The sequence below is a fragment of the Streptomyces sp. NPDC020681 genome (assembly GCF_044334895.1).
Lineage (GTDB): Bacteria > Actinomycetota > Actinomycetes > Streptomycetales > Streptomycetaceae > Streptomyces.
This window is the reverse complement of the sequence record NZ_JBIRTX010000003.1, coordinates 26,115-49,535: the sequence shown is the minus strand read 5'-3', so window position 1 is coordinate 49,535 and position 23,421 is coordinate 26,115. Positions and strand designations below refer to the sequence as shown.

Below are 23,421 nucleotides of genomic sequence, written 5' to 3'. Positions count from 1 at the left end.
GGTGATCCTGCCTTAGAGGCGCATGCCGCACCCCCGGGCAGCACTACACTTCTCAATCAATACATACGCGTCAGGCCCACAGTGTCGTGCGTCTTCCACGCGGCTAGCCCCCTCCACCGCCTGCGGCCGTCGGGACGGCCGTCCGCACTGGACTTGTGAGGACTCACGTGAGCACTACGTCTTCCAGCAAACCCGTCGTACTCATCGCTGAAGAGCTGTCGCCCGCCACTGTCGACGCACTGGGCCCGGACTTCGAGATCCGGCACTGCAATGGCGCGGACCGCGCGGAGCTGCTGCCCGCGATCGCCGATGTGGACGCGGTTCTCGTCCGCTCCGCGACCAAGGTCGACGCCGAGGCGATCGCCGCCGCGAAGAAGCTGCGGGTCGTCGCCCGCGCCGGCGTCGGTCTGGACAATGTCGACGTCTCCGCCGCCACCAAGGCCGGCGTGATGGTCGTCAACGCGCCGACGTCGAACATCGTCACCGCGGCCGAGCTCGCCTGCGGTCTGCTGGTGGCCACCGCACGCCACATTCCGCAGGCCAACACCGCGCTGAAGAACGGCGAGTGGAAGCGCTCCAAGTACACCGGTGTCGAGCTGAGCGAGAAGACCCTCGGCGTGGTCGGCCTCGGCCGCATCGGCGTCCTGGTCGCGCAGCGGATGTCCGCCTTCGGCATGAAGATCGTCGCGTACGACCCGTACGTGCAGCCGGCGCGCGCCGCGCAGATGGGCGTCAAGCTGCTTGCGCTGGACGAGCTGCTCGAGGTCTCCGACTTCATCACGGTCCACCTGCCGAAGACCCCTGAGACTCTCGGCCTCATCGGCGACGAGGCGCTGCACAAGGTCAAGCCGACCGTCCGCATCGTCAACGCCGCGCGTGGCGGGATCGTCGACGAGGAGGCGCTGTACTCCGCGCTCAAGGAAGGCCGGGTCGCGGGCGCGGGCCTCGATGTGTACTCCAAGGAGCCCTGCACGGACTCGCCGCTCTTCGAGCTGGACGAGGTCGTGTGCACCCCGCACCTCGGCGCGTCCACCGACGAGGCGCAGGAGAAGGCGGGTGTCTCGGTCGCCCGCTCGGTGCGGCTCGCGCTCGCCGGTGAGCTGGTGCCTGACGCGGTCAACGTCCAGGGCGGCGTGATCGCCGAGGACGTCAAGCCGGGTCTGCCGCTCGCCGAGCGCCTGGGCAGGATCTTCACGGCCCTGGCGGGCGAGGTCGCGGTCCGCCTCGACGTCGAGGTGTACGGCGAGATCACCCAGCACGACGTCAAGGTGCTCGAACTGTCCGCGCTCAAGGGCGTGTTCGAGGATGTCGTCGACGAGACCGTGTCGTATGTCAACGCCCCGCTGTTCGCGCAGGAGCGCGGTGTCGAGGTGCGGCTGACGACGAGCTCGGAGTCGCCGGACCACCGCAATGTCGTCACCGTCCGCGGCACGCTCTCCGGCGGTGAGGAGGTCGCGGTCTCCGGCACGCTGGCCGGGCCCAAGCACCTCCAGAAGATCGTCGCGATCGGCGACCACGACATCGACCTGGCGCTCGCCGACCACATGGTGGTCCTGCGGTACGACGACCGTCCCGGTGTCGTCGGCACCGTCGGCCGGATCCTCGGCGAGGCCGGGCTGAACATCGCGGGCATGCAGGTGTCGCGCGCGGAGGAGGGCGGCGAGGCGCTCGTCGTGCTGACCGTGGACGACACGGTGCCGCAGCCGGTGCTGACGGAGATCGCGGACGAGATCGGCGCGGCGTCTGCGCGTTCGGTGAACCTCACCGACTGACCGACTGACCGACTGACCGGCTGACCGACTGTTGTTGTACGCCGAAGGGCCCGGCTCCTGTGGGGAGCCGGGCCCTTTCGCGTATTCGAGTGTCAGCGCGCGCCGACCAGTTCCGGCGTCGCCTTCTCGGCCTCCGGGGAGCCGGTCCGCCTCAGCAGCGCGGCGGCGAGGACCGCGGCGGCGACCAGCAGGACGCCGGCGCCGACGGCGGCGAGCTGCATGCCGTGCGTGAACGCCTCCCGGGCCACGCCGAGCACCGAATCCCCGAGCCTGCCCGGCAGTTGGCCGGCGACCGCGGTCGCGCCGCCGAGCGTCTCGCGGACGGTTTCCAGCGCGTCGGCCGGGACGCCCCGCGGTGCGGAGTCGGCGACGTCGCCGCGGTAGACCGCCGTACCGATCGAACCGAGGACCGCCATGCCGAGCGCGCCGCCGAACTCCTGGCCCGTCTCCAGCAGTGACGCGGCCGAGCCGGCCTTGTCCGCCGGGGCGGCGGTCAGCGCCAGGTCCGAGACCAGGGCCATCACGGTGACGATGCCGCAGCCGATGACGGCGGCACCGGCCAGCAGCATCCACAGCGAGTCCGTGCCGGTCAGTGCGAGCAGCGCGAACCCGGCAGCGGCGATGAGGAATCCGGCTGCGATGACAGAGCCGCGGTCGATCTTCTGCGCGAGAGCGGTGGCGGTCGGGGCCGCGGCACCCACCGCGAGCGACGGGGCCAGGCTCCACAGCGCGGCCTCCATCGTGCCCATGCCGAGCACGGACTGGAGGTACTGCGTGGTGAAGTAGGCGGATCCCATCATCGCGAAGGCGGCGATGGAGTTGAGCGCGATCCCGGAGCCGAAGACCCGGTCCCGGAAGAGGTCTCGGCTGATCATGGCGTCGGTACGGGCGCGCTGACGGCGTACGAAGAGGGCGCCGACGGCCAGTCCGGCCGCGATGCACAGCGCCATGGCGAGGCTGAAGCCCTCGGCGGCGATCTCCTTGAGCCCGTACACGACGGGCAGGACGGCTCCCATCGACAGGGGCACGCTCAGCAGATCGAAGCGGCCGGGCGCCGGGTCCTTGAACTCCGGTACCAGCACCGGCACCAGGACCAGCAGAAGCAGCATCGCGGGCACATTGACCAGGAAGACCGAGCCCCACCAGAAGTGGTCCAGCATGACTCCGCTCATCACCGAGCCGAGCGCGATGCCGCCGGCCATGGCCGCGGACCAGATGCCGATGGCCTGACCGCGCTGTTTGTCGTCCCGGAACATGCTGCGGACCAGAGCCATGGTGGACGGCATCAGTGTCGCGCCACCGATGCCGAGCAACGCCCGTGCGGCGATGAGCATTTCGGCGCTCTGCGCGTACGCCGCGCCGACCGAGGCGACGCCGAAGGCTGCGGCACCGATCAGCAGCAGCCTGCGGCGGCCGATCCGGTCGCCGAGCGACCCCATCGTGATGAGCAGCCCGGCGAGGGCGAAGGCGTACACGTCGAAGATCCACAGCTGCTGGGTGCTGCTCGGATCCAGCTCGCGGCTGATCGCGGGGATGGCGAAGTAGAGGACGGAGACGTCCATCGAGACCAGGAGGAGCGGCAGCAGGAGGACGACGAAGGCGGTCCATTCCCGGCGGCCGGCGCGAAGTGCGGTGGAGTTCGTCATGACCGCCAATGTACGAGCGTCTTAAACGCTTGTCTAGTACGGATGTGTAAAACGAAGGTATAGGACACTTGTATGTCACCGCGTTACGCTGCTGACATGGGACATCGCGAGGATCTGCTCGAAGGCGCGAAGCGCTGCCTGCTGGAAAAGGGCTACGCCCGGACGACCGCGCGCGACATCGTCGCCGCGTCCGGCACCAACCTGGCCTCCATCGGCTACCACTACGGCTCCAAGGACGCCCTGCTCCATGAGGCCTTCCTCAAGGTGACGGAGGACTGGGGCGACAGGGTGGGCCCGGCCGGCCACGCGGAGGTCGAAGCGGTGAAGGACCCCGTCGAGCGCTTCCGGAAGACCTGGGAGCAGGTCATCTCCACGTTCGAAAGCAGTCGGCGCGTGTGGAAGCTGCAGCTGGAGGTCGTCGCACGGCTGGACGACGACGAGAAACTGCGCGAGGCCATCCGTGAGCCACAGGCCGAGGGCCGACTGGGTATGGCCGAGGAGTTCGCGGGCGTGGACCCGGCGGCGGATCCCGAAAAGGCGCGAGTGGCGGGCCTGTTGTACCAGGCGCTGGTGACGGGCGTGATGATCCAGTGGCTGGTGGACCCGGACACGGCACCGTCGGCGCAGGACCTGACGGACGGGCTGCGGGCGATCCTGGAGGACAGGTCCTGAGCCTCCCCGCTTTCGACTCTGCTAGGCGGCTCTCAGCCCCCGGAGGGCAATGCCTCGCTCCGGGCGGGGAAGCGGAACGCGGCAGCGCTCGCCTGGATGTCCAGTACCGCTGCCCGATCCAGGTCGAGCAGAACGGCCGCCTCGTCGATCTCGTCGGTGAACGATCGCCCTGTGTGCAGCGGGATGTCGGCGTTGAAAGATACCGGAACGCCATGCTCCAGCAGTGTCAGCACCGGATGGGCGGCGAGCGACGGAACAGCGCCCAGCGCGGCGTTGGAGCTCAGGGAGACCTCGACGAGTATCGAGTCCCGTGCCAAACGGCGGACCAGCGCCCGGCTCGACCCGGCTGCCACTCCATGGCCGATGCGGCGGGCGCCGAGCCGGTCCAGCGCCCGCCAGACGTGTTCCTCCGGCCCGAACTCGCCCGCGTGGACGGAGGCGCCGAGTCCGGCGGAGGCCGCTGCGGCGAAGAACGGCTCGAACCCGGTGACATCGGGGTGCGTCGTCTCGTCCCCGGCCAGGTCGACGCCGATGAATGCGGACGGCAGATCGTCGAGGAGATTCAGGCAGTCGTCGAGCAGCTCCTGCGGGCTATCCCGGTTCACCAGGAGGACCGCTCTGACGGCGGGGTCCCGCAGAGCGAGCAGACTCGAATCAATGATCTCCAGGAATTCACTCCACGACATGCCGTCGGCGAGGAAGCGACGCGGCGAGACACGCAGCTCTGCATAGTCGACACCCTGTGAGCGCTGCTCCGAGTGCACATCGCTGAGGAAGCCCCGCAGATCGCTGCGCGTCACCTTCGCTCGGTCGTCCCTGTCCACGCGATGAGCGTCGAAGAATTCCCCCCGGGAGCGCGGCCTTCTCCCGGCGAGCCCCAGGGATCTCCGCTTTCGCTCCTCGGGTTCCAGATGCAAATGCAGATGGGGGATCATGGAACTTTCCGCAGCAGTAGTTTGACCCAGCGCTGCAGACTGGCAGAGGAATCCAGCTCGTCCTCGGTCCAGGTTCTCACGACTTCGAATCCGCTTCTGCGGGCAAGGGATCTGAGCTCGTCGACACGGTAGAAGAAGAAGTGCCGGAGCGGGGAGCCGTGTCCTGATATGGGCAGTTTGATGTGCCCTTTGCCCTCCTTGACGGAAATCTGGGAGAGGCCGTCTGGCTTCAGTACCCGATGGAACTCGAGAAGTGATTTGATGAATTCATCGGGCGGCATATGGAGAAGAACCGCGGAGCACCATACTGCGCCGACTGAACTGTCGGGCAGCGGCACCGAGCGGACGTCGCCCGATACCGGCCGCAATCTTGGATGCTGTGGGGTCATGGAGATGAGCGGGAGGCAGGCGTCGAGAGCTACTACTTCTCTTCCGTGCTCCGCGAAGCAGAGGGCGTCACGGCCGCCGCCGGAGCCGGCGTCGAGAACGACGCCGTCGGTCGATCTGGACATCTCGGCAATTTCGGCGGGGAGTGTGGAGTCGGGTGCGAACGAGCTTGTCTTGCGTGCGTATTTCTCGGCTGCGCTGCAGTAGGCGAGTAATGTCTCCTCGATGAGGGTTCCCGTGTCCTCGGTGCCGCTGAGGGACGTGGCCGTCCTCCGACAGTTGGAGAAGAAGGGGAAAGCCGCCCAGTCCCACAGTGGGTCCGGATAATCGAGCAGTCCTGCCCAGACGCGCCTGGCGAACTGAGAAGGTAATTTCGGATCAACCAAGAGATGGCCTTCGTTCTGTTTCCATGTGCAGTAGTAATAGTTCTGTCTCTTTCCTGCGGCAGCGGCCAATTCGGCTGGGCCGGCTACTCTCCTGCTCCCCGGCGGCACAAAGGCTTCGACTCCGTCTTTCTCTTTCAGCGGGAAGAGGTGAAGGTGGGAGTGGACGATACAGGAGCCGCCCGGCTGCGATTCATTTCCGGAGGATCCGTGTTCGACGAGGACGACGGAGCGTCCGAATTCCCTCTTGATCCTCTCCGTCATCTGCCAGCCGACCTCGAAGACATGTGAGAGCTCGCGCTCCGCGAGCTCGCCCATGCTGGCCGTGTGCCGGTGGGGCACTACCAGCGAATACCCCGGAATCAGGCTGCCGAGGCCCGAGAAGACGTCCGCCGTCGGCGTGCGCAGTATGAGCCGCGAGAAGACGGTGTCCAGATCCCGCAGCCGGCTGTCGCCGGTGGCGGCGGATCCGGCCCATCGCACCTCGTCGCACATCTCGCACTGGCTTTCGGTATGGGAACCGATCACTCAAATCACCTCCCGCGGGCAACTGACCGTCGCTCGCGCGCATAGTCAAATACCATCAACAGCACTGGAATTATCAGCGCCATCAGGAATTCGACGGTCGAAAGCTTCCGGATGAGAAGGAGCGCAAGGGGAACCCCGGTGGCGACCATGGAAGTGAGCAGCAGTACGACGGTGATCCACTTCGCGCGGAGCCAGTCGAAAAGAGCGTTCTTGATGAGCAGTCGTCGGGTGAGTCGTTGCTCCACGTCGTCGTTCTGGATGATGACGCAGCCGGGAAAGAGCAGTGTGGCTCTGCTGTTGGGTGTGGTGAAGACGGCCGACCTGACGAGCGTCAAGGCGGATACGAAGGGCCAGATCGCCCAGATTGAAGGCCGTACCGGGCTTCGGGGTAATTCCCAGTGGCCGCCTTCCTGTTGTGTGTCCAAAATCCCCTGGATCGCATTGAACAACTTTGCCTGCAAGGGATCGGCTGCGCCCGTCGACACGAGGGCTGCGACCGCCAGCGGGCCCGCGAAATGGGGTAGGGAGTTCTGGAAGACGGCGGTCGTGTCCCCTTGCGGGTAAGGGACGTCGTACTCCTCTACAGTGGTACTTCTCTCGACATGCACCCCTGGCTCCAGCTTCTCAAGCAGCCATTCGGCCGTCTGGCGCATGCTGTTCACGCTCAACGCCCCGGGAATATTGGCGAGCGCCATGAGCGCGATGCTGGTGTGGACGAGCGTCGGCTCGCCGCCGGGCGTGGAGCCCCACGCCGGCAGGCTGGGACTCTGGGCGTCGATCAGCCATCTCTGTGCATTGGAGAGAGCTGTTCTGTCGCCGCCGCACTCGTGCAGGGCGAGCATGTTGAGGGCCGTGAGGAATACGCGCGAAGGCTGCCCGAAGTGGGATCCCCAGCCGAAGTCGACGTTCTGGTTGTTCTTTATCCACTCGGCGCCGCGGCGCAAGCTGTCCCCGCCGCTGAGCGGGCCGACCTCCGGGCGGCTGAGGGCGCGTACGACCCACGCCGTCGCCTCCGCCACCGGAAAGCCATTGGTGGTACGGACGGACCAGCCGCCGTCGCGGCGATCGGCCGATGAGACCTGCTGACTGACCAGAAAGCGCAGTACGTCAGGCGTCCGCTCGAATATCACCCCGGGAACGCTGAATGCGTACAGGCCGACGGCCGAAGCCGTGACCCCCGGACTCGGGTCGTCCAGGTAGTGATACCAACCCGATGCGCCCTGCACTGCGCGGAAATTTCGCCGGAGGCAACCGTGCGCGCGATCAATTGCTTCCGTCAGGGCAGGGCCGGAAAGGTCTGCGGTCGACCGCACCATCGAAGTCCCCCCAACTACGGTGGTGAACTATCATGCCCCGGCTGTCATGTGATGATTCGTCGATTGGCTGTTTTGAGCCGGTGGTGCCTGCGGGGCATGGCCGAAATTCGGGCTACAGCCGCGCCGCCTTCAGTGCCATGTGCAGCAGCAGCCGGTCCTCGCCCTCGCCGAGGTCGAGGCCGGTGAGCTGTTCGACGCGGGAGAGGCGGTAGTAGAGCGTCTGGCGGTGGATGCCGAGCGCGGCCGCCGTGCGGCCCGCCTGGCCCGAGTGGTCGAGGAACACCTCGGCGGTGCGGGCCAGTTCGGTGTGGGAGCTGTCGAGCAGTTCACGTACCGCCGGGTCGTGCGCCCGGTCGGCCGGGAGCGCGGTCAGCATGCGGTAGGGGCCGATCTCCGACCACTGGGCGACCGGGCCGAGCCGGGGCTGGGCCTGTGCCGCGCGGGCCGCGGAAGTCGCCTCCAGCCAGGCGGTGTTGAGGTCGGCGAGCCCGCGGCGAGGGGTCGCGAATCCGGCGGTCGCGTCCACGTCCTCGCGGAGGCGCTCGGCGGCGGCCAGCGCGGGCGAGAGGGCTTCGGCCGACCGCAGCCGTACGAGCACGGCGAGCGCGGCGGCGTCCGTGGCGTCGTCCAGCTCTGCCGTGGCCGCACGCGCCTGCGCAGCCCGAGTGCTTCCGTCGGCCCGGCCGCCCGGCCGGACCGCCCCCCACGCCACCGTGCACAGTGCCGCCGTCCCCGGCAGGGACCGCGACGACGGGGCGTCGGCCGCCGCCCATGGCGTCACGCACACCACCGTGTGCAGGCCCTCCGAGCCCGCGTCTCCGAGTGCCGTGCGCAGGGCCGCCACCGCCATGTCGTACTGCCAGCCGCGGTCCGCCGTCAGGACCGCGCGCAGTTCCCGTGACAGATCCGCCCCGGCTCGCTCCTCGTCCGCGAGCTGCGTGCCGATCCGTGCCGCGACCTCCATCGCCGCGGTCAGCTGTGCCTCGGTGGGGCCGGGTGTCGCGTCGAGGAGCCAGACGTAGCCGAGCACGATGCCCCGGTGGCGTACGGGAAGGCAGATCCGGTCGCGGAACACGCCCGCGTCGGGGGCCGCCGGGATGCGGACCGGGCCCGTCGCGCGTGTGATGCCGAAGCCCTCGAACCAGGCGCGGACCGCGGGCGTCGACTTGCGGGTCAGGATCGAGCGGGTGCGGACCGGGTCCATCGCCAGGTCGTCGTCGGAGTCGTGGGCGCCGAAGGCGATCAGCCCGAAGTCGCGGTTCTCCAGCGTCGCCGGCGCCGCCAGCAGCGTCGAGATCTCGTCGACCAGTTCCTGGTAGTCGCCCTTCATCCGGACATTCTCGCACCCCATTCAGACATATGTCTGAGATCCCGGACACGGATGCGTGACAGCTGTCGATGGCACACCATCGGAGCGATCCTTAGGTTTCACGGTGGTTCTTCGTGCCGTTCCCGATTCGTTCGGCTCCGGCCTCCTTCTGCCCCTGTTTCCGTGGAGGTGCCCCGTGCTGGGTCCCGTGATCCTCGCCGCGTCGCGCAGCGACAAGATGCGCCGCTTCGTGTCGGCCGCCCCGGGGACCAAGCAGGTCGTCGCCCGGTTCATCGCCGGCGAGACGGTCGACCAGGTCATCCCGATCGTCGAGGACACCGTCGACAAGGGCCTCGAGGTCACCCTGGACGTCGTCGGCGAGGACATCACCACGCGCGAGCAGGCCTACGCCGCGCGCGACGCCTACATGGAACTGATCGAGCACCTCGAAGACCTCGGTCTGGGCGCGAAGGCCGAGATGTCGGTCAAGCTGTCGATGTTCGGCCAGTCCCTCGACGGCGGCCACGAGTTGGCGCTTGCCAATGTCCGCCCGGTCGTCAAGGCCGCCGCCTCCATCGGCACCACCGTCACCCTGGACGCCGAGGACCACACCACTCTCGACTCGATGTTCGCCATCCACGAGGAGCTGCGGAAGGACTATCCGCAGACCGGCTGCGTGATCCAGGCGTACCTGTTCCGCACCGAGGACGACGCCCGCCGCCTCGCCGGGGCCGGCAGCCGCGTGCGCATCGTGAAGGGCGCCTACAAGGAGCCCGAGACCGTCGCGTACCAGGACAAGGCCGAGATCGACAAGGCGTACGTCCGCATCCTGAAGATTCTGATGGAGGGCGAGGGGTACCCGATGATCGGGTCCCACGACCCGCGTCTCATCGCCGTCACCCAGGAGCTCGCCCGCCGCGCCGGGCGCAAACTGGATGAGTACGAATTCCAGATGCTCTACGGCATCCGCAGCGACGAGCACGTCCGGCTCGCGGCGGAGGGCCACCGGATGCGCGTCTACACGGCATACGGCACCGACTGGTACGGCTACTTCATGCGCCGCCTCGCCGAGAAGCCCGCGAACCTGCTGTTCTTCGTCCGCTCAATGATCACCAAGGGCTGAGCCCCCCACCCCTCTCAAAAGGAGCCACGGAACTCATGGACGCTGTCACTCAGGTCCCCGCCCCGGTCAATGAGCCGGTGCATGGCTACGCCCCCGGTTCGCCCGAGCGCATTCGCCTCGAGGCGAAGCTCAAGGAGCTGGCCGAGAACCCCATCGAGCTGCCGATGACGATCGGCGGCGTGAGGCGGATGGGCGGCGGCGAGCGCGTCGACGTCGTTCAGCCGCACAACCACCAGGCCGTGATCGGCACCTTCGCCGGTGCGACGCAGCAGGACGCCCAGGACGCGATCGACGCCGCGCTGGCCGCCGCCCCCGCCTGGCGCGCGATGTCCTTCGACGACCGCGCCGCGATCATCCTTCGCGCCGCCGAGCTGCTGGCGGGCCCGTGGCGCGAGACGCTCGCCGCCTCCACCATGCTCGGCCAGTCGAAGACCGCGCAGCAGGCCGAGATCGACTGTCCCTGCGAGCTGGTCGACTTCTGGCGCTTCAACGTCAAGTACGCCCGTGACCTGCTCGCCGAGCAGCCGCCGGCGAACTCTCCCGGCGTGTGGAACCGACTGGACCACCGCCCGCTCGAGGGCTTCGTCTACGCGATCACGCCGTTCAACTTCACGGCCATCGCCGGCAACCTGCCGACCGCCCCCGCCCTCATGGGCAATGTGGTCGTCTGGAAGCCGTCCCCGACGCAGACCCACGCCGCCGTGCTGCTGATGCAGCTGCTGGAGGAGGCGGGCCTGCCGAAGGGCGTCATCAACCTGGTGACGGGCGACGGCATCGCGGTCTCCGAGGTGGCGCTGAACCACCCCGACCTGGCCGGCATCCACTTCACCGGCTCGACCAAGACCTTCCAGCACCTGTGGAAGACGGTCGGCAACAACATCGAGAAGTACCGCTCCTACCCGCGCATCGTCGGCGAGACCGGCGGCAAGGACTTCGTCGTCGCGCACCCGAGCGCCGACCGTGCCGCCCTGAAGACCGCGCTGACCCGCGGCTCCTTCGAGTTCCAGGGCCAGAAGTGCTCCGCGTCCTCGCGTGCGTACGTCCCGGCCTCCATCTGGAACTCCGGCTTCAAGGAGGAGTTCGCGGCCGAGGTCGACGGCATCAGGATGGGTGACGTCACCGATCTGACGAACTTCGTCGGCGCCGTGATCGACGAGCGTGCCTTCGCCAAGAACAAGGCCGCGATCGACCGCGCGAAGCAGGACCCGACCTGCACCGTCGTCGCCGGTGGCACGTACGACGACTCGGTCGGCTACTTCGTCCGCCCGACGGTCGTCGAGTGCTCCGACCCGGCCAACGAGGTCTTCACGACCGAGTACTTCGGCCCGTTCCTCGCGATCCACGTGTACGAGGACGACCAGTACGACGCCATGCTGGAGCAGATGGAGTCGGTGTCGGCGTACGCCCTGACCGGCGCGGTGATCGCCAATGACCGCGCGGCGGCGGCGCACACGATGGAGAAGCTGCGGTACGCCGCGGGCAACTTCTACATCAACGACAAGTCGACCGGCGCTGTCGTCGGCCAGCAGCCCTTCGGCGGCGGCCGCGCCTCTGGCACGAACGACAAGGCGGGCGCCCCGCAGAACCTGATGCGCTGGACGCTGACCCGCGCGATCAAGGAGACGCTGGTCTCGCCGACGGAGTACGGCTACCCGCACATGGGCTGACCCCAGGCTCTGTCCCGGACAGACCTCGGCCCCCTCGAACCCCGCCCCCGTCCTGGCCCCCACGCCGGACGGGGGCGGTGTCATTTCCGTGGGTCCACCCTTCAGGATCCCCGGGTCTACCCTTCAGGAGGGGGACGCCGTAAGGAGGGCATCATGCCTGGTTCCACCACTCTGCGGTCCGGTCACGGGGTCGACCCGATCGAACATGGCGATGCCGTGCGGCTGGCCGCCGTGCTGCGGGAGATAAGCGGCATGCTGGCGACAGAGGGACCGACCCGGTTCACCGACGCGCAGGTCAGCGCCTTGTGCGGGGGACAGGTGGAACACCGGCAGGAGTTCGCCGAGTGGGTCGAGCGGGTCGGGCGTGAGCTCACCGCGAAGGTGTCGGCGTAGGAGCCCAGGGCTGTCGTCTGGATAAGGCCCTAGCCGTCCTCGGGGTCGACCTCCGCCAGGCGCTTGATCGCCGAGAGGCGCGCGCCCCACTCCGACGCCACCCGGTCCATCCAGCGGGCCGTCACGCCGAGGCGCGCGGGCAGAACGGTGTAGCGAGCCTCGCGGCCCTCCCGGTGTCCGGCCACCAGGCCGGCCCGGGTGAGGACCGCGAGATGCTTGACGATCGCCTGCCGGCTGACCGGCAGCTCCGTGGCCAGGATCGTGGCGGTTGCCTCGCCGTGTGCCGCCAGCGCGTCGAGTATCCGGCGGCGGGTCGGGTCCGCCAGCGCGGAGAGGACCTCCGTCACGGCGTCGTCCTGGCTCGTCTCGGCTGTCATGCCGCAAGCTGCTCCGCGTACTTCTGCATGTTGCCCACCACTTCGGTCCAGCCGCTCGAGTGGCTCTCGTATCCGGCAGTATCGATCTTGTCCGCCGGGATGTCGAGCGAGGCGAAACCGGTCTCGACGACGCGCAGATGTGTGCCGTCGCCGTCCGGGGTCAGGGTGAACTCGACCAGCGTGGAGTTGCCCTCGACCGCCTGCTCGCCCGGGAAGGCGGAGGCCCAGCGGTACGAGAAGTGGTGCGGCGGCTCGACCTTCACGATGGTCGTTGGGAACTGGCCGTACTGGCCGTGGTCGAGCTCCATGGTTCCGCCGGGGCGCAGGTCGACCGGAGTCGGCTTGCCCTGGCCGAACCAGGAGCCGACGTGCTCCGGCTCCGTGAGCACCGCCCATACGCGTTCCACGGGCGCGGCGATGGTGATCTCCCGTTCGATGCGGTCCTTGCTCATGAGATCCAGATCCTCTCAGGTCGTGAGGTGCCGAGTGGTGACGTGCTACTCAAGGGTTGCACGTCACCACTCGAACCCGCAACCCTAGGGTTGCACTAAATGCGCCAGGGCTAGCGGTCGCAGGTCGTACGGCCCGGATACCAGCGGCACGCCGTCGCCGCGAAGCCGCCGTCCGCCACCACGGGAATGTCCAGACTCGTGCCGCCGCGCACGGCCTCTGCCGTACGCACCAGGCCCGAAGGACCGTCCGTGACCGTCTCGACCAGCCAGAGCCCGGGGCCGATCCGCAGCGGAACGGCCGCGGTGCGGGCCGCGCCCGCGTAGGTGCCGCCGATGAACCACCGCGCGCCCGAGCGCCGCGCGACCACGGCTCCGCTGCCCGGCTCACCCGCCAGCAGCCGCGTCTCGTCCCACGCCGCCGGCAGCTGTTCGAGGTAGCGCCGCGCCTCGGGCCGTGCGTCGTACGACTCCGGAGTGCCGGCCAGGTTCTGGATGCCGGACTCGTACAGCACCGACAGGCCCAACTCGCCCGCGTCCGATGCGGCATTGGGCCGGGTCGGGCGGTGGAAGGCGCCCGGCGTGTAGTCCATCGACCCGATGACGTTCCTGGTGAACGGCAGAATCGTCAGATGCTCGGCGGTGTTCGTCCGCTTCTCCTCGCCGTTGACGCCCTCCAGCGTCATGACGTGCGGCCAGGTGCGCTGGACGCCCTTCGGGATCGTCGAGCCGTGGAAGTTGACGAGCAGATGGTGTGCGGCGGTGGCCGGCAGGATCTCGTCGTACCAGCGCAGCCGCTCCTGTGCCTCCGAGTCCATGAAGTCGATCTTCACGCCCTTCACGCCCCACTGTTCGAGCGTGGGCAGCCACTGCTCGCGCTCCTCGGGTGTGTCGAGGTCGCGGAAGTGGATCCAGACCTGGATGTCGACGTTCTTCTCGCGGCCGTAGCGGACGAGCTCCGGAATCCAGCTGTTCTGCTGCCAGTTGGGGTCGGTGACGTCCCACTGAGCGGGGTCGAAGTACCAGCCCGCGTCGACGACGGTGTACGGCCAGCCGCGCTCGGCGGCGTAGTCGACATATCCCTTCTGCAGGGTCAGGCTCTGTCCGGCCGGGCGGCCGCCGGCCAGCCAGGTCCACAGCGCCGGCCCCGGCCGGATCCACGAGGTGTCGCGGACGCGGGAGGCGGGAGCGAGGTCGTCGGTGAAGGTGGACTCGGTGACATCGGCGAGGCTGCCGGTGACCAGCGCGCGCCAAGGGGTGCTGAGCCGGCCGCCGGTGACCTGGATCTGCTCGTCCCAGAGCTTGACGGCGTACGTGGGGGAGCCGGCCTGGTGTGTGAGCCGGGCGGCCGAGTACGCGCCGGTGAGGTCGGACTCGGCGACGAGCGCATAGCCGCCGGGCGTACGGAACAGCGCCTGCATCATGTACTCGTCGGTGGGCGCGGTGTCGGCGGCGTAGGAGACGAAGAGATTCTCGTTGTCCCGGCGGTACTTGCCGAGCCAGGCGGCTGAGCCGGCGGGAAGAGTGAACGCGGAGGTCTCGCCGAGGACGTTTCCGGTGGCGGCGGTGTCGGGGAGCGAATAGCGGTAGGCGACGCCGTCCCGGGAGACGCGGACGGTCAGATCGAGACGGACGCCGTCGGCGGTACGGAACCGGAAAGCGGCCTCCCGCATGTGGACATGGCGGTCCCGGTCCTTGCCTGCGGCCGTGCGGTAGTGCTCCGACACCGTGCGCTCGCTACGGCCGAGATAGGTCAAGCCCGAGGAAAGATCGGCTCTTTCGGTACGGATGCCGAGAGGAGAGGGCTCGATGACGGCCGCTCCGCCGTGCGCGTCGACGGCGAGGGTGAGGGTGCCGGTGCCGGGCGCGAGAGTGACGGTGGCCGTCGGTCCGTCGTGGCTGTGTACGGTCCAGGTGGGGGTTCTGGCGTGGGCGGGAGTGGAGACGAGCAGCATCGCGGCGAGTGTGCCGCAGAGCAAGAGGGTCAGGGTCCGGATCCGGTGCGGTAGTGCCACAGGTGCCTCCTGAGAGCAGTCATCCGATGACTGGGAGGATGGTTGTGGCGTGAGTGACCGTCAAGACCTTTGACCGACATGGTTGTTGTGCACTGCATGTTTCAGCTGAGGGTCTTGGCGAAGGCCCAGACACAGGCAAGCGGCAGGCCCCATCGTGAGGTGAGCACCGCGGCCGCCCTCCGCCGGGCGACGGCGTCCCGCGGCGACGGGGCGTCCAGATGCGCGTGCAGCGCCGCGACCGCCGCCCGAGCCTCCTCCGGCGATGTCGGCGACGGCAGCGGAGCCCCGATGCTGACCCGCACGAGCGAGGAGTGCAGCCGCCCGTGCTTCGGCAGCAGCCGGCCCGTGCCCGCGATGCCGACCGGCACCACCGGCACCTGAGCCCGCTCCGCCAGCACCAGCGCGCCCCGGTGGAAGGAGCCGACTCCCTCGTCCCCGCCGCGCGTGCCCTCCGGGAAGAGGACGACCGCCCGCCCGGCCCGCAACTCCTCGGCCATGGCGAGGAGATCGTCCAGACCGCCGCCCGTACGCCGGACCGGGAAGCCGGCCGCGAGCCGGCGGCAGATCCGGCTGCGCCACGGCGAGGCGAACCAGTAGTCGGCCGCCGCGCCGATCGCCGGAGTGTGCCGGGAGTCCAGCGCGGCCAGCAGCGCGGCGGTGTCGGCGTGCGAGGAGTGGTTGGCGACGACGACACAGCCGCCGCGCGGCAGCCGGCCCCGCCGCTCCACGCCGCCCGTCAGCGTGAGCGCGAAGCTCCACAGCGCCCGCCGCAGGACCGCGGACGGGGGCCTCATGCCGTACTCACCACCATCGCCAGCAGCAGCGCCGGGAGCAGTGAGTCGATACGGTCCAGCAGCCCGCCGAAGCCCGGCAGCCAACTGCCCGCGTCCTTCACACCCGCCTCGCGCTTGACCATGGACTCCAGCAGATCGCCGAGTACGCAACCGGTCAGCACGGCCGCCCACAGAGCGACCGAGAACTGACCGACCGCCGCCAGCGCCAGTCCTGCCGCGACCGCCGCGCCCAGCACGCCGGCCCAGGTCTTGTTCGGCGACAGCGGCGACAGCGGCCGAGCCAGCGTGCCCCGTCGGCCCAGTGCCGTACCGCCGCACCATGCGCCCACATCGCCGAGCGCCACCGCCAGACCCACCGCGACGGCCGTGTCCCCGAGCGTCACCAGACCGGTGAGCGGGACCGCGATCCACAGCAGCGCGAACACCGAGCGGGAGGCCCGGCTGAAACCCGATTCCGAGTCCCCGGACAGCAGTGCAGGCAGCGCGGCGGCGAGCAGCAGCAGCGCGGCCGACCGCAGATCCAGAGCCCCGGGAGCCAGCCAGGCAACACCGGGCAGTGCGACGGCGGCCGCCACCAGGACCGCATGGTCCGCCGGTCGAAGCGCCGCCAGCCGTACGTACTCGCTCACCGCGATCACACCGAGCACCGCGGCCAGCGCGAACGCACCTCCCGCGCCCAGGAACAGCGCACCCAGAAAGACCGGCGCCGCAATGGCCCATGTCCGCCAGCGCCGGCGCAGCTCGGCCCTCATCCGCACCCGGGACGGCAGCGCTGCCACCGCGATCCCGCCCGCCCCGAGCGCGCCCGCCACCAGCGGCACCGCCCGGCCGACCGCCTCGCCGGCAACTATGACCGCGCTCATGCGAGTTCCTTCCAGAGCCATCCGGTGCGGACGGCCGCGGTGAGCGCCGAGCCGGCCGCGATCACGATCAGCACCGGCGTCGCCCAGCCCGTCGCCGCTGCGACGACCACGAGGAGGCAGCGTTCGGTCTTGCCGACCGGGCCGCCGTTGCGGCGCGGAGCGCCCGCCGCCGCGCCCGCCAGCGACACCCAGGAAGGCAGCGTCGCGGCAAGACCCGCCACGACCACCAGCCACAGCGGTGCGAGAGCGAGAAATCCGGCCAGTACCGCCAAGTCGGCCGCGCGGTCGCCGAGTTCATTGAGCAGCGCGCCACGCCGGGTCGTCCGGCCGGAGTCGCGGGCCAGCGCCCCGTCGAGATTGGCGAAGCCGAGCCGGGCCGCGAGCAGGACGGCGACCGGCAGCGCCGCGAACGGCGCGGGCAGCCAAGCGAGCGCCGCCGCCGCGCCCGCCGCACAGACCACACCGCCCGCGGTGAGGGTGTCGGGAGACACTTCACGGCGGACGAGCGCGCCGCGGACTCCGGAGAGCCGGGCCGCGTACCAGGGCTTGAGAGCGTAGAGGCCGTTCATGGGGCCAACTGTCGTCCCGCGCCCGGGTCTTCACCACGCGCCCAGGTACTCAAATGCGTCCTGAGTACGTGCGATGCACACGACCTGAGAGGCTGGTGCGTATGACTGAGCCGTTGCGCATCGCGCACACCTATGAGCTCTCCTCCTCCGAACTGGCCCGGATCCGCGCGCTGATGGACGACGCCTTCGACGGCGGTTTCAGCGACGAGGACTGGGACCACGGTCTCGGCGGGGTGCACGCGTATCTGCACGACTCCGCGGGGGTCGCCGCGCACGGCAGCGTGATCATGCGGCGGGTGCTGCACGGCGGACGCTCCTGCCGCGTCGGCTATGTCGAGGCGCTCGCGGTCCGCGCCGACCGGCGTCGGCAGGGCCTCGGCGGCCGGGTGATGGAGGTCCTGGAGCGGGTCATCGACGGCGCGTACGCGTTCGGCGCGCTGTCCGCCTCCGAGGACGGCGCGGCGCTGTACCGGGCCCGCGGCTGGCAGCTGTGGCAGGGCCGGATCGAGGCGCTCGGCCCGGACGGCGTGCTGCATCTGCCGGACGAGGAGGACTCCACGTATCTGCGGCCCGCCGCAGGCCGTCCGCTTCCGGACCCGTCCGCCGCGCTGCTCTTCGACTGGCGCGACGGCGACGTGCTCTAAAGCGCTTTTCGTCGGCTGCCTCGACCACAGAGGCCGGCCTTTGCGGACCCGTTCGCAGTCGGTGCCCCTGCCCTGTGGATTTCTTCGCAGGGCAGGGGCGCTCATGATGTGTGGTGCGGAAGGTCGTGGGCGCAGCCGTGCCCATCGGGTCGTGGGATCAGATCAGGGTGTTGTACCGATCCCAGTACTGGGTCACCTTCACTCGCGCCTCGAACGGCGACGCCGCCTTACCCGTGCCGGCGTAACGCCAGAGCACGCCCGAGGAGTCCCGCGCGATCAGCTCGGGGTGGCCGTCGCCCGTCACGTCGCCGTAGGCCACAAGTGCGTTGTAGATGTTCCAGCCCGATCCGACCTTGACCCGTGCCTTGAGCGGCGAAGTGGCGTTGCCGGTGCCTTCGTAGAGCCACAAGCCGCCCGACGCATCCCTGGCGAGCAGGTCCGCCCTGTTGTCACCGGTGACGTCCGTCCCGCCGGTCATTGAGGTGTAGATGTTCCACCCAGTGCCGATCTTGACTCTGGCGCTGAACGGCGTGGCATCCAGCTGCGTGCCCCGGTACAACCACAGCGTTCCCTCGCTTCCCCGCGCGATCAGATCGGGCTCACCGTCGCCGCTGACATCGCCCACGCCGCGTATGGACGTGTACTGGTCCCAGCCGCCGCCCACGTCGACCGGCTTGTCGAGCGTCACATGGTCGCCGGGCCGGACCCGATACAGCCAGAGGTGACCGGCCCTGTCCCGGGCGACGAGGTCGCCGCCCTTGCCGCGCACATTGACCGGTGAGGTCTTCGTCAGTACGTCGAAACGGTCCCAGTCATCGGCGATCCAGTTCCTCCACTCGATGTCGAGAGAGCCCCACTCGCCGAAGGAGGTGCCGTGGGACCACAGTCTGCCGTCCCCGTCACGGGCGAAGAGCCAGTAGTCCATCGCCGGGGCGGGGTTGCCCACCGCCGCGGTGAACTCGGCCTGGGCCTTGCTGTCCTGGAACTCGGCGGTGACGTCGACCTTCCACGCCTCAGCCCCGGCGCTCGCGCTCGTGGTGTAGGTGATCGTGTGATCGCCGGGCGGGAGTTCGCAGGTGAGAGAGCCGGCGACGAGCGTGGGCGGATACACGCAACGGTCGTCCGTGCCGCTTACGCCGATCCCCAGCGTCCACTCTTCGCTGCTGTCCCACCAGCGCTGCTCTTCCGATGCTTCGAAGGAGACCTGCAGTTGGCCCTTCTCCGCGGCGTGCACGGTCACTGTGTGGGTGACGCTGCCGTTCGGCGGGACGTCTGGTGCGTCGACCGAGACGACGCTCCCAGCCGGCGCCGGCCCGGCCGGTGCCGCGAGGGCCGTCCCGGTCCCCGCGCCCACAAGACCGGCGGCCACCAAGGCCACCACGCCCCCCAGTACCGCCAGACGTCCAGCGCCCTTTCTGAGGTCATGCCTGTCCATTGATCCGCGCATACGCGGCTGCCTCCCCTTGGATCGGTCCTGTCTCTTGTCCGACGCGCCGCCCCCCGCCGGATGTTTCACTTCCTTGACAACCCGGACCGAGCGCCAGGTTCCATCCGCAAGAAGGAACCGAGTCGTGGACGCCCTCGGCCGGGTTGAGGGGGCGTGTACGAGGGGAACGGAAGACCGGTCAGCCGGCTGAGGGCCGCGATCAGCTCGCGCCCGCGCGCTCCGCCGTGACCAGCATCTTTCCCAGGTTCTCGCCGCGCAGCATGCCCAGGAACGCGTCCACGATCCGCTCGAAGCCCTCGACGGCTGTCACATCAGGAGCGACCCGCCCGCTCCGCAGATGCGGCACCAGGAACTCCTCGAACTCGCCCTGGACTTCGAGGTGGTTGCGTACCAGCACCCCCTCCAGCCGCAGCGACTTCTCCACCACCTCGAAGAGATTGCGCGGCGCCGCCGGCGGCTCGGCGGTGTTGTACTGGCCGATCGCGCCGACCCAGGCGATCCGCCCGTGGTCGCGCAACGAGGCGATCGCGCCTTCCAGATGGCCGCCGCCGACGTTGTCCACATACGCGTCGATCCCGTCGGGCGCGGCCTTCGCCAGCAGCTCGCGCACCGTGCCGTCGTGGTAGTCGAAGGCCGCGTCGAAGCCCAGCTGCCCGGTGAGATACGCGACCTTCTCGGCCGAGCCGGCGCTGCCGACGATCCGGCCCGCCCCGAGCAGCCGGGCGATCCGCCCGACCGCCGTGCCCACGCCGCCGGCCGCAGCCGACACGAACAGGTCCTCGCCGGGCCGCAGTTGGAGGGTCCGGGTGAGCGCGACGTACGCGGTGAGCCCGGTCCCGCCGAGGATGCTCAGATACGCGGAGAGCGGCACGCCCTCGGGCGCCTCGATCCTCCGTGTCCCGTGCGTGCCGAGGGTGACCAGCGCATGCGTACGCCAGCCCTGCCGGTGGAAGACCAGATCGCCGGTCCGGAGCGCGGGATCGCGGGATTCGACGACACGGCCCAGGGTCCGGCCCTCCAGCGGCGCGTTCAACGCGAAGTCGCCGTCCATCATTTCGCGGTGGTACGGATCCACCGACCAGTGGGTGTTCTCCACCAGCGCCGTCCCGGGCGCGGGGTCGGGCACCGGAGCCTCGACGAAGGCGAAGTGGTCGACGGTGGGGAAGCCGGTGGGGCGGGAGGTCTGCTGCACGGTGATCATGTGCAGGACGGTAGGGAGGAATCAGCGGCGCGGGCAGTGGGTTGCGTCGATGGAACCGCCGTTTCCATGAGCGGTCCTCATAGAACGAGGTGAGCGCCCCGATGCCCGATCCGGCACCCCATGAGCTGCGCGTCCTGGTCGCCGTCGAGCGCGAGCGCTCCTTCTCTGCCGCGGCCGCCGTCCTCGGCATGACGCAGTCCGCGGTCTCGCACTCCGTACGCACCAGTGAACGCAAGCTCGGGGCGGTCCTCTTCGACCGTGGCCGCTCGGGCGCGACGCCGACCGCCGCCGGGACCCGTGTCGTCGCGCACGCCCGGCGCGTGCTGCGGCTGCTGGAGACGATGGGCGCGGAGGCGCGCGGCGCGGAAGCGGACACGGTGGCCGGTCCGCTGCGGATCGCTGCCTTCCGCAGCGCGGCGCTCCATCTGCTGCCGCCCGCGCTGGAACGGCTCGCCGCCCGCCATCCCGGCATCGAGCCGGAGGTCCGGGTGGTGCGCGAGCTCGGGCGCGGCACGGCGGGTGAGGTCGCCGACGGGCACGCGGACCTCGGGATCGCCACGATCGGGACGACCTCGCCGGTGCCGCCGGAGCTGGTCGGCGGGGTCCTCGTGGAGGAGGGCTACGCGCTGGTCCACCCGGCCGGCCATCCCGCGCCGCGCACGCTGCCGCTGGTCGACTGGGCCGAGAACTGCACCTCGTACACGCGCCAGTGGTGGGCGGAACAGGACTGGCTGCCGAAGGCGACGGTCGAGGCGGAGGACGACGGAGCAGTGCTCTCGATGGTGAGCAGTGGTTTCGGCATGGCGGTGATGCCCCAGCTGTCCCTGACCGGAGCACCGGCCACAGTTGAGATCACTGATCTCGGTCCGCAGCGCCCGACCCGCTCCGTCGGCTATGTCACCACCCCTGAGCTGGGGCGCAGTGTCGCCGTACGGGCTCTGATCCGCGAGCTGAGGGCCCTGTCCCAGTGATCGCCGTCTCAGATAGTAGGAAGTCCGACTAATTGTGGAGACAGAAGCGCGTAGCTGTCCTAGCTTTGTAGAAGCCGAACGTCTCGCTCGATCCAGCGAATGGCGGCCGTGAGCTCGTGCCCCAAGCAGGCAACCCCTGCGGCACGCTCCCCGCCCCTTCCGGCGCCTCGAAATCTCTGTGATCTCAAGGAGTCGATCACCATGCCCGCTGAGACCGCCCGCCGCGTCCGTCACGCCTCCCGTACGAGCGAGTCCGACCGCAAGAATGCCGCCGCCGCCCTGCAGCGAGCCCTCGACCGCAGGGACAACGGCGGCTCCACCGGCCACTAAGGCCCTGGACGAGCGTCAGCTCGAGGACCGCTTGATCTCGAAGTAGTCGATGCGCTTGCCGCTCTCGGCAAGCGCGGAGACCTTCAGTTTCGGCGCCGTACCGGACTCCGCCTCCACCGCGAGGAAGGAGAAGCCGGTGAACCGCACCCGCGACCACTCCACGGTGTCCGGGTCCGGCAGCCGCAGCTTGGTCCAGTGGAAGGTCAGAATCGTGTCGTGGTCATGGACATTGCCCTCGTAGCTGTCCTTGACCCCGAGCCCGAAGCCGTACAGATCCTTGCCGGCGCCGCCCGCCGTGACGTACACGATGCCGTCCCGAGTCGGGTCGGTGGTCGCGCCGACCGGCACCGGCTTGCCGACCTCGCCGCCCTTGATCGCGTCCGTCCGCTCGTAGACGTGGTTGTGCCCGTTGATCACCAGGTCGACCTGGTACTTGGTGAACAGCGGCAGCCAGGCGTCGCGCACCCCGCCGTCCGACGCGTGGGTCGACGTCGAGTACATGCAGTGGTGGAAGAAGACCACCACGAAGTCGATTCCGGGCTGCGCGCGCAGCTCGGCCAGCCGCTTGTCCAGCCAGGCGGTCTGCTTTCCGTCCGTGTAGCCCTTGTTGGCCGGGATCTCGTACGAGACGTCGTTGGCGTCCAGCGCCACGATGCCGACATTGCCGTAGACGAACGAGTAGACGCCGGGCGCGTTCGTGGCGTCCGGGCCGTTCTCCGGAAGTGACCAGCGCGCGGACTGGCCGCCGTAGCCGTTCGGCGAGTACCAGGCCTCCATGTCGTGATTGCCGGTGGTCACCATCCACGGCACCCGGGACGCCACGCTCTCCGTCTGCGCCAGGAACTGGTCCCACACCCGCGCGTCGTAGGTGTCCGACTCCTTGCCCTGCCCGCTGCTGTCCGCGTAGCAGATGTCGCCCGCGTGCAGATGGAAGGACGGGTTCTGGCCGAGGATCAACTGGTCGTTGGCGAGCGCGTGGTAGCTCACGCCCTGGTCGCCGAAGGCGGTAAAGACAAACTTCTCGGGCGTCGCCGGAGCCGTGCGGAACGAGCCGATGGTGGACATCCGCTCGGGCGTCGCCGGGTCGAAGCCGTCGTGCCCGACGCCGTAGTAGTACGTCGTCCCGGGCTTCAGCCCGTCCAGACCCACATGCAGGTAGTACTGGTCGACCGCCGGCAGCTTGTTGGACAGCGAGGGCGTGTGCAGATCACGCACCTCGGCCACGATCTTCTGGCTCAGCTCCCACGGCTTGGGCCCGACCCGCAGATACGGGTTCTTCACCGCGAAGGGCACCTGCCATGAGACCCGCATCTGCGTCTTCGGGTCGGCGCCGAAGGCGAGGTGCCGTCCGAACGGCGCGACCAGCGAGCCGTCGACCACGGCCGTCGCCGGGGACGCCGCGAGCTCCGGAGCGGCGGCGCCCGCGGTCGAGGCGCGGCCGAGCAGCAGTCCTCCGCCGCCGACGGCGCCCAGCGCCAGCCCGCCGGCGAGGGCCCCGCGCCGGGACACCTTGGGGCGCGCGTGCCTGGCGCGCAGATACTCGTGCTGCTCCGCCATGCTCATGCGGCTGGCGAGCTGTTCGGGGATGCCGACGCGGGGAGTCTCCTCAGTCATGGCGGAAAACTTGCCA

22 protein-coding genes are annotated in these 23,421 nt (G+C 69.4%); 8 read left to right on the top strand and 14 right to left on the bottom strand.

From position 1 onward, the window contains the following. Positions 1-167 precede the first annotated feature (167 nt). Entirely contained in the window at positions 168-1,772 is a 1,605-nt protein-coding gene (serA, locus tag ACH4YL_RS07390; protein WP_398505703.1) for a phosphoglycerate dehydrogenase, read from the top strand. A gap of 92 nt (positions 1,773-1,864) precedes the next feature. Here the strand turns inward: serA and ACH4YL_RS07385 are convergent, their stop codons facing one another. Further along, positions 1,865-3,418, bottom strand: coding sequence for an MFS transporter (locus ACH4YL_RS07385; RefSeq protein ID WP_398505701.1), 1,554 nt, complete (start codon positions 3,416-3,418; stop codon positions 1,865-1,867). 96 nt (positions 3,419-3,514) lie between these two features. On the opposite strand from ACH4YL_RS07385, the gene ACH4YL_RS07380 reads away from it, so the two are divergent. Next, a complete protein-coding gene (locus ACH4YL_RS07380; protein ID WP_398505699.1) occupies positions 3,515-4,090 on the top strand; it encodes a TetR/AcrR family transcriptional regulator in 576 nt (191 codons plus the stop codon). A 32-nt stretch (positions 4,091-4,122) separates the two neighbouring features. On the opposite strand, the gene ACH4YL_RS07375 is transcribed toward ACH4YL_RS07380, so the two are convergent. The 4 genes from ACH4YL_RS07375 to ACH4YL_RS07360 all read right to left on the bottom strand — a co-directional run bounded on the left by ACH4YL_RS07375 (position 4,123) and on the right by ACH4YL_RS07360 (position 8,969). Further along, on the bottom strand, positions 4,123-4,914 hold the full coding sequence (locus ACH4YL_RS07375) for a hypothetical protein (RefSeq protein WP_398505697.1): 792 nt from the start codon (positions 4,912-4,914) through the stop codon (positions 4,123-4,125). Positions 4,915-5,021: 107 nt separating this feature from the next. After that, the gene (locus ACH4YL_RS07370; RefSeq protein WP_398505695.1) at positions 5,022-6,323 is read right to left on the bottom strand and encodes a methyltransferase domain-containing protein; all 1,302 of its coding nucleotides are present in this window, start codon (positions 6,321-6,323) and stop codon (positions 5,022-5,024) included. A 5-nt stretch (positions 6,324-6,328) separates the two neighbouring features. Beyond that, positions 6,329-7,639 carry a prenyltransferase/squalene oxidase repeat-containing protein gene (locus ACH4YL_RS07365; RefSeq protein WP_398505693.1) on the bottom strand — a complete coding sequence of 437 codons (1,311 nt, stop codon included), beginning with the start codon at positions 7,637-7,639 and terminating at the stop codon, positions 6,329-6,331. 112 nt (positions 7,640-7,751) lie between these two features. Further along, on the bottom strand, positions 7,752-8,969 hold the full coding sequence (locus ACH4YL_RS07360; protein WP_398505692.1) for a PucR family transcriptional regulator: 1,218 nt from the start codon (positions 8,967-8,969) through the stop codon (positions 7,752-7,754). A 175-nt stretch (positions 8,970-9,144) separates the two neighbouring features. Here ACH4YL_RS07360 and ACH4YL_RS07355 point away from each other — a divergent pair, with 175 nt between their 5' ends. The 3 genes from ACH4YL_RS07355 to ACH4YL_RS07345 all read left to right on the top strand — a co-directional run bounded on the left by ACH4YL_RS07355 (position 9,145) and on the right by ACH4YL_RS07345 (position 12,131). Next, on the top strand, positions 9,145-10,071 hold the full coding sequence (locus ACH4YL_RS07355) for a proline dehydrogenase family protein (RefSeq protein ID WP_398505690.1): 927 nt from the start codon (positions 9,145-9,147) through the stop codon (positions 10,069-10,071). Positions 10,072-10,106: 35 nt separating this feature from the next. Then, positions 10,107-11,738, top strand: a complete 1,632-nt coding sequence (gene pruA, locus ACH4YL_RS07350; protein ID WP_398505688.1) for an L-glutamate gamma-semialdehyde dehydrogenase — start codon at positions 10,107-10,109, stop codon at positions 11,736-11,738. 153 nt (positions 11,739-11,891) lie between these two features. Beyond that, positions 11,892-12,131 carry a hypothetical protein gene (locus ACH4YL_RS07345; protein ID WP_398505686.1) on the top strand — a complete coding sequence of 80 codons (240 nt, stop codon included), beginning with the start codon at positions 11,892-11,894 and terminating at the stop codon, positions 12,129-12,131. Between the two features lie 29 nt (positions 12,132-12,160). Here the strand turns inward: ACH4YL_RS07345 and ACH4YL_RS07340 are convergent, their stop codons facing one another. The 6 genes from ACH4YL_RS07340 to ACH4YL_RS07315 all read right to left on the bottom strand — a co-directional run bounded on the left by ACH4YL_RS07340 (position 12,161) and on the right by ACH4YL_RS07315 (position 17,198). Further along, positions 12,161-12,508, bottom strand: coding sequence for an ArsR/SmtB family transcription factor (locus ACH4YL_RS07340; RefSeq protein ID WP_398505684.1), 348 nt, complete (start codon positions 12,506-12,508; stop codon positions 12,161-12,163). Next, positions 12,505-12,960: an SRPBCC family protein gene (locus ACH4YL_RS07335; protein ID WP_398505682.1), complete on the bottom strand. Its 456-nt coding sequence runs from the start codon at positions 12,958-12,960 to the stop codon at positions 12,505-12,507. Before ACH4YL_RS07335 ends, ACH4YL_RS07340 begins: the two co-directional genes overlap by 4 nt. A gap of 110 nt (positions 12,961-13,070) precedes the next feature. Further along, positions 13,071-14,912, bottom strand: coding sequence for a glycoside hydrolase family 97 catalytic domain-containing protein (locus tag ACH4YL_RS07330; protein WP_398506611.1), 1,842 nt, complete (start codon positions 14,910-14,912; stop codon positions 13,071-13,073). Positions 14,913-15,073: 161 nt separating this feature from the next. Then, entirely contained in the window at positions 15,074-15,766 is a 693-nt protein-coding gene (locus ACH4YL_RS07325; RefSeq protein WP_398505681.1) for a lysophospholipid acyltransferase family protein, read from the bottom strand. Continuing rightward, a complete protein-coding gene (locus ACH4YL_RS07320) occupies positions 15,763-16,629 on the bottom strand; it encodes a phosphatidate cytidylyltransferase (RefSeq protein ID WP_398505679.1) in 867 nt (288 codons plus the stop codon). The genes ACH4YL_RS07325 and ACH4YL_RS07320 overlap by 4 nt, the downstream gene beginning before the upstream one ends. Further along, positions 16,626-17,198 carry a CDP-alcohol phosphatidyltransferase family protein gene (locus ACH4YL_RS07315; protein ID WP_398505677.1) on the bottom strand — a complete coding sequence of 191 codons (573 nt, stop codon included), beginning with the start codon at positions 17,196-17,198 and terminating at the stop codon, positions 16,626-16,628. The genes ACH4YL_RS07320 and ACH4YL_RS07315 overlap by 4 nt, the downstream gene beginning before the upstream one ends. 101 nt (positions 17,199-17,299) lie before the next feature. Between ACH4YL_RS07315 and ACH4YL_RS07310 the strand changes: the two genes are divergently transcribed. Continuing rightward, positions 17,300-17,842 carry a GNAT family N-acetyltransferase gene (locus ACH4YL_RS07310; RefSeq protein WP_398505675.1) on the top strand — a complete coding sequence of 181 codons (543 nt, stop codon included), beginning with the start codon at positions 17,300-17,302 and terminating at the stop codon, positions 17,840-17,842. A gap of 157 nt (positions 17,843-17,999) precedes the next feature. On the opposite strand, the gene ACH4YL_RS07305 is transcribed toward ACH4YL_RS07310, so the two are convergent. Both ACH4YL_RS07305 and ACH4YL_RS07300 read right to left on the bottom strand, forming a co-directional pair. Further along, complete coding sequence (locus ACH4YL_RS07305) at positions 18,000-19,211, bottom strand: FG-GAP repeat domain-containing protein (RefSeq protein ID WP_398505674.1); 1,212 nt, start codon at positions 19,209-19,211, stop codon at positions 18,000-18,002. Between the two features lie 277 nt (positions 19,212-19,488). Beyond that, positions 19,489-20,490, bottom strand: a complete 1,002-nt coding sequence (locus tag ACH4YL_RS07300) for an NADP-dependent oxidoreductase (RefSeq protein WP_398505673.1) — start codon at positions 20,488-20,490, stop codon at positions 19,489-19,491. A gap of 101 nt (positions 20,491-20,591) precedes the next feature. On the opposite strand from ACH4YL_RS07300, the gene ACH4YL_RS07295 reads away from it, so the two are divergent. Continuing rightward, positions 20,592-21,461, top strand: a complete 870-nt coding sequence (locus ACH4YL_RS07295; RefSeq protein WP_398505672.1) for a LysR family transcriptional regulator — start codon at positions 20,592-20,594, stop codon at positions 21,459-21,461. Between the two features lie 201 nt (positions 21,462-21,662). Further along, on the top strand, positions 21,663-21,791 hold the full coding sequence (locus ACH4YL_RS07290; RefSeq protein WP_398505671.1) for a hypothetical protein: 129 nt from the start codon (positions 21,663-21,665) through the stop codon (positions 21,789-21,791). A 15-nt stretch (positions 21,792-21,806) separates the two neighbouring features. On the opposite strand, the gene ACH4YL_RS07285 is transcribed toward ACH4YL_RS07290, so the two are convergent. Then, positions 21,807-23,405 (bottom strand): purple acid phosphatase family protein, encoded by a 1,599-nt coding sequence (locus ACH4YL_RS07285; RefSeq protein WP_398505670.1) that lies wholly within the window; start codon positions 23,403-23,405, stop codon positions 21,807-21,809. Positions 23,406-23,421 lie beyond the last annotated feature (16 nt).

What these genes read in the sequence shown, in the direction of transcription:
- ACH4YL_RS07360 (WP_398505692.1), bottom strand. Translation starts at nt 8,969, where the DNA reads ATGAAGGGCGACTACCAGGAACTGGTCGACGAGATCTCGACGCTGCTG.
- ACH4YL_RS07320 (WP_398505679.1), bottom strand. Translation starts at nt 16,629, where the DNA reads ATGAGCGCGGTCATAGTTGCCGGCGAGGCGGTCGGCCGGGCGGTGCCG.
- ACH4YL_RS07340 (WP_398505684.1), bottom strand. Translation starts at nt 12,508, where the DNA reads ATGACAGCCGAGACGAGCCAGGACGACGCCGTGACGGAGGTCCTCTCC.
- ACH4YL_RS07300 (WP_398505673.1), bottom strand. Translation starts at nt 20,490, where the DNA reads ATGATCACCGTGCAGCAGACCTCCCGCCCCACCGGCTTCCCCACCGTC.
- ACH4YL_RS07335 (WP_398505682.1), bottom strand. Translation starts at nt 12,960, where the DNA reads ATGAGCAAGGACCGCATCGAACGGGAGATCACCATCGCCGCGCCCGTG.
- ACH4YL_RS07345 (WP_398505686.1), top strand. Translation starts at nt 11,892, where the DNA reads ATGCCTGGTTCCACCACTCTGCGGTCCGGTCACGGGGTCGACCCGATC.
- ACH4YL_RS07290 (WP_398505671.1), top strand. Translation starts at nt 21,663, where the DNA reads ATGCCCGCTGAGACCGCCCGCCGCGTCCGTCACGCCTCCCGTACGAGC.
- ACH4YL_RS07310 (WP_398505675.1), top strand. Translation starts at nt 17,300, where the DNA reads ATGACTGAGCCGTTGCGCATCGCGCACACCTATGAGCTCTCCTCCTCC.
- ACH4YL_RS07330 (WP_398506611.1), bottom strand. Translation starts at nt 14,912, where the DNA reads ATGCTGCTCGTCTCCACTCCCGCCCACGCCAGAACCCCCACCTGGACC.
- pruA (WP_398505688.1), top strand. Translation starts at nt 10,107, where the DNA reads ATGGACGCTGTCACTCAGGTCCCCGCCCCGGTCAATGAGCCGGTGCAT.
- ACH4YL_RS07385 (WP_398505701.1), bottom strand. Translation starts at nt 3,418, where the DNA reads ATGACGAACTCCACCGCACTTCGCGCCGGCCGCCGGGAATGGACCGCC.
- ACH4YL_RS07325 (WP_398505681.1), bottom strand. Translation starts at nt 15,766, where the DNA reads ATGAGGCCCCCGTCCGCGGTCCTGCGGCGGGCGCTGTGGAGCTTCGCG.
- ACH4YL_RS07285 (WP_398505670.1), bottom strand. Translation starts at nt 23,405, where the DNA reads ATGACTGAGGAGACTCCCCGCGTCGGCATCCCCGAACAGCTCGCCAGC.
- ACH4YL_RS07295 (WP_398505672.1), top strand. Translation starts at nt 20,592, where the DNA reads ATGCCCGATCCGGCACCCCATGAGCTGCGCGTCCTGGTCGCCGTCGAG.
- ACH4YL_RS07380 (WP_398505699.1), top strand. Translation starts at nt 3,515, where the DNA reads ATGGGACATCGCGAGGATCTGCTCGAAGGCGCGAAGCGCTGCCTGCTG.
- ACH4YL_RS07315 (WP_398505677.1), bottom strand. Translation starts at nt 17,198, where the DNA reads ATGAACGGCCTCTACGCTCTCAAGCCCTGGTACGCGGCCCGGCTCTCC.
- ACH4YL_RS07365 (WP_398505693.1), bottom strand. Translation starts at nt 7,639, where the DNA reads ATGGTGCGGTCGACCGCAGACCTTTCCGGCCCTGCCCTGACGGAAGCA.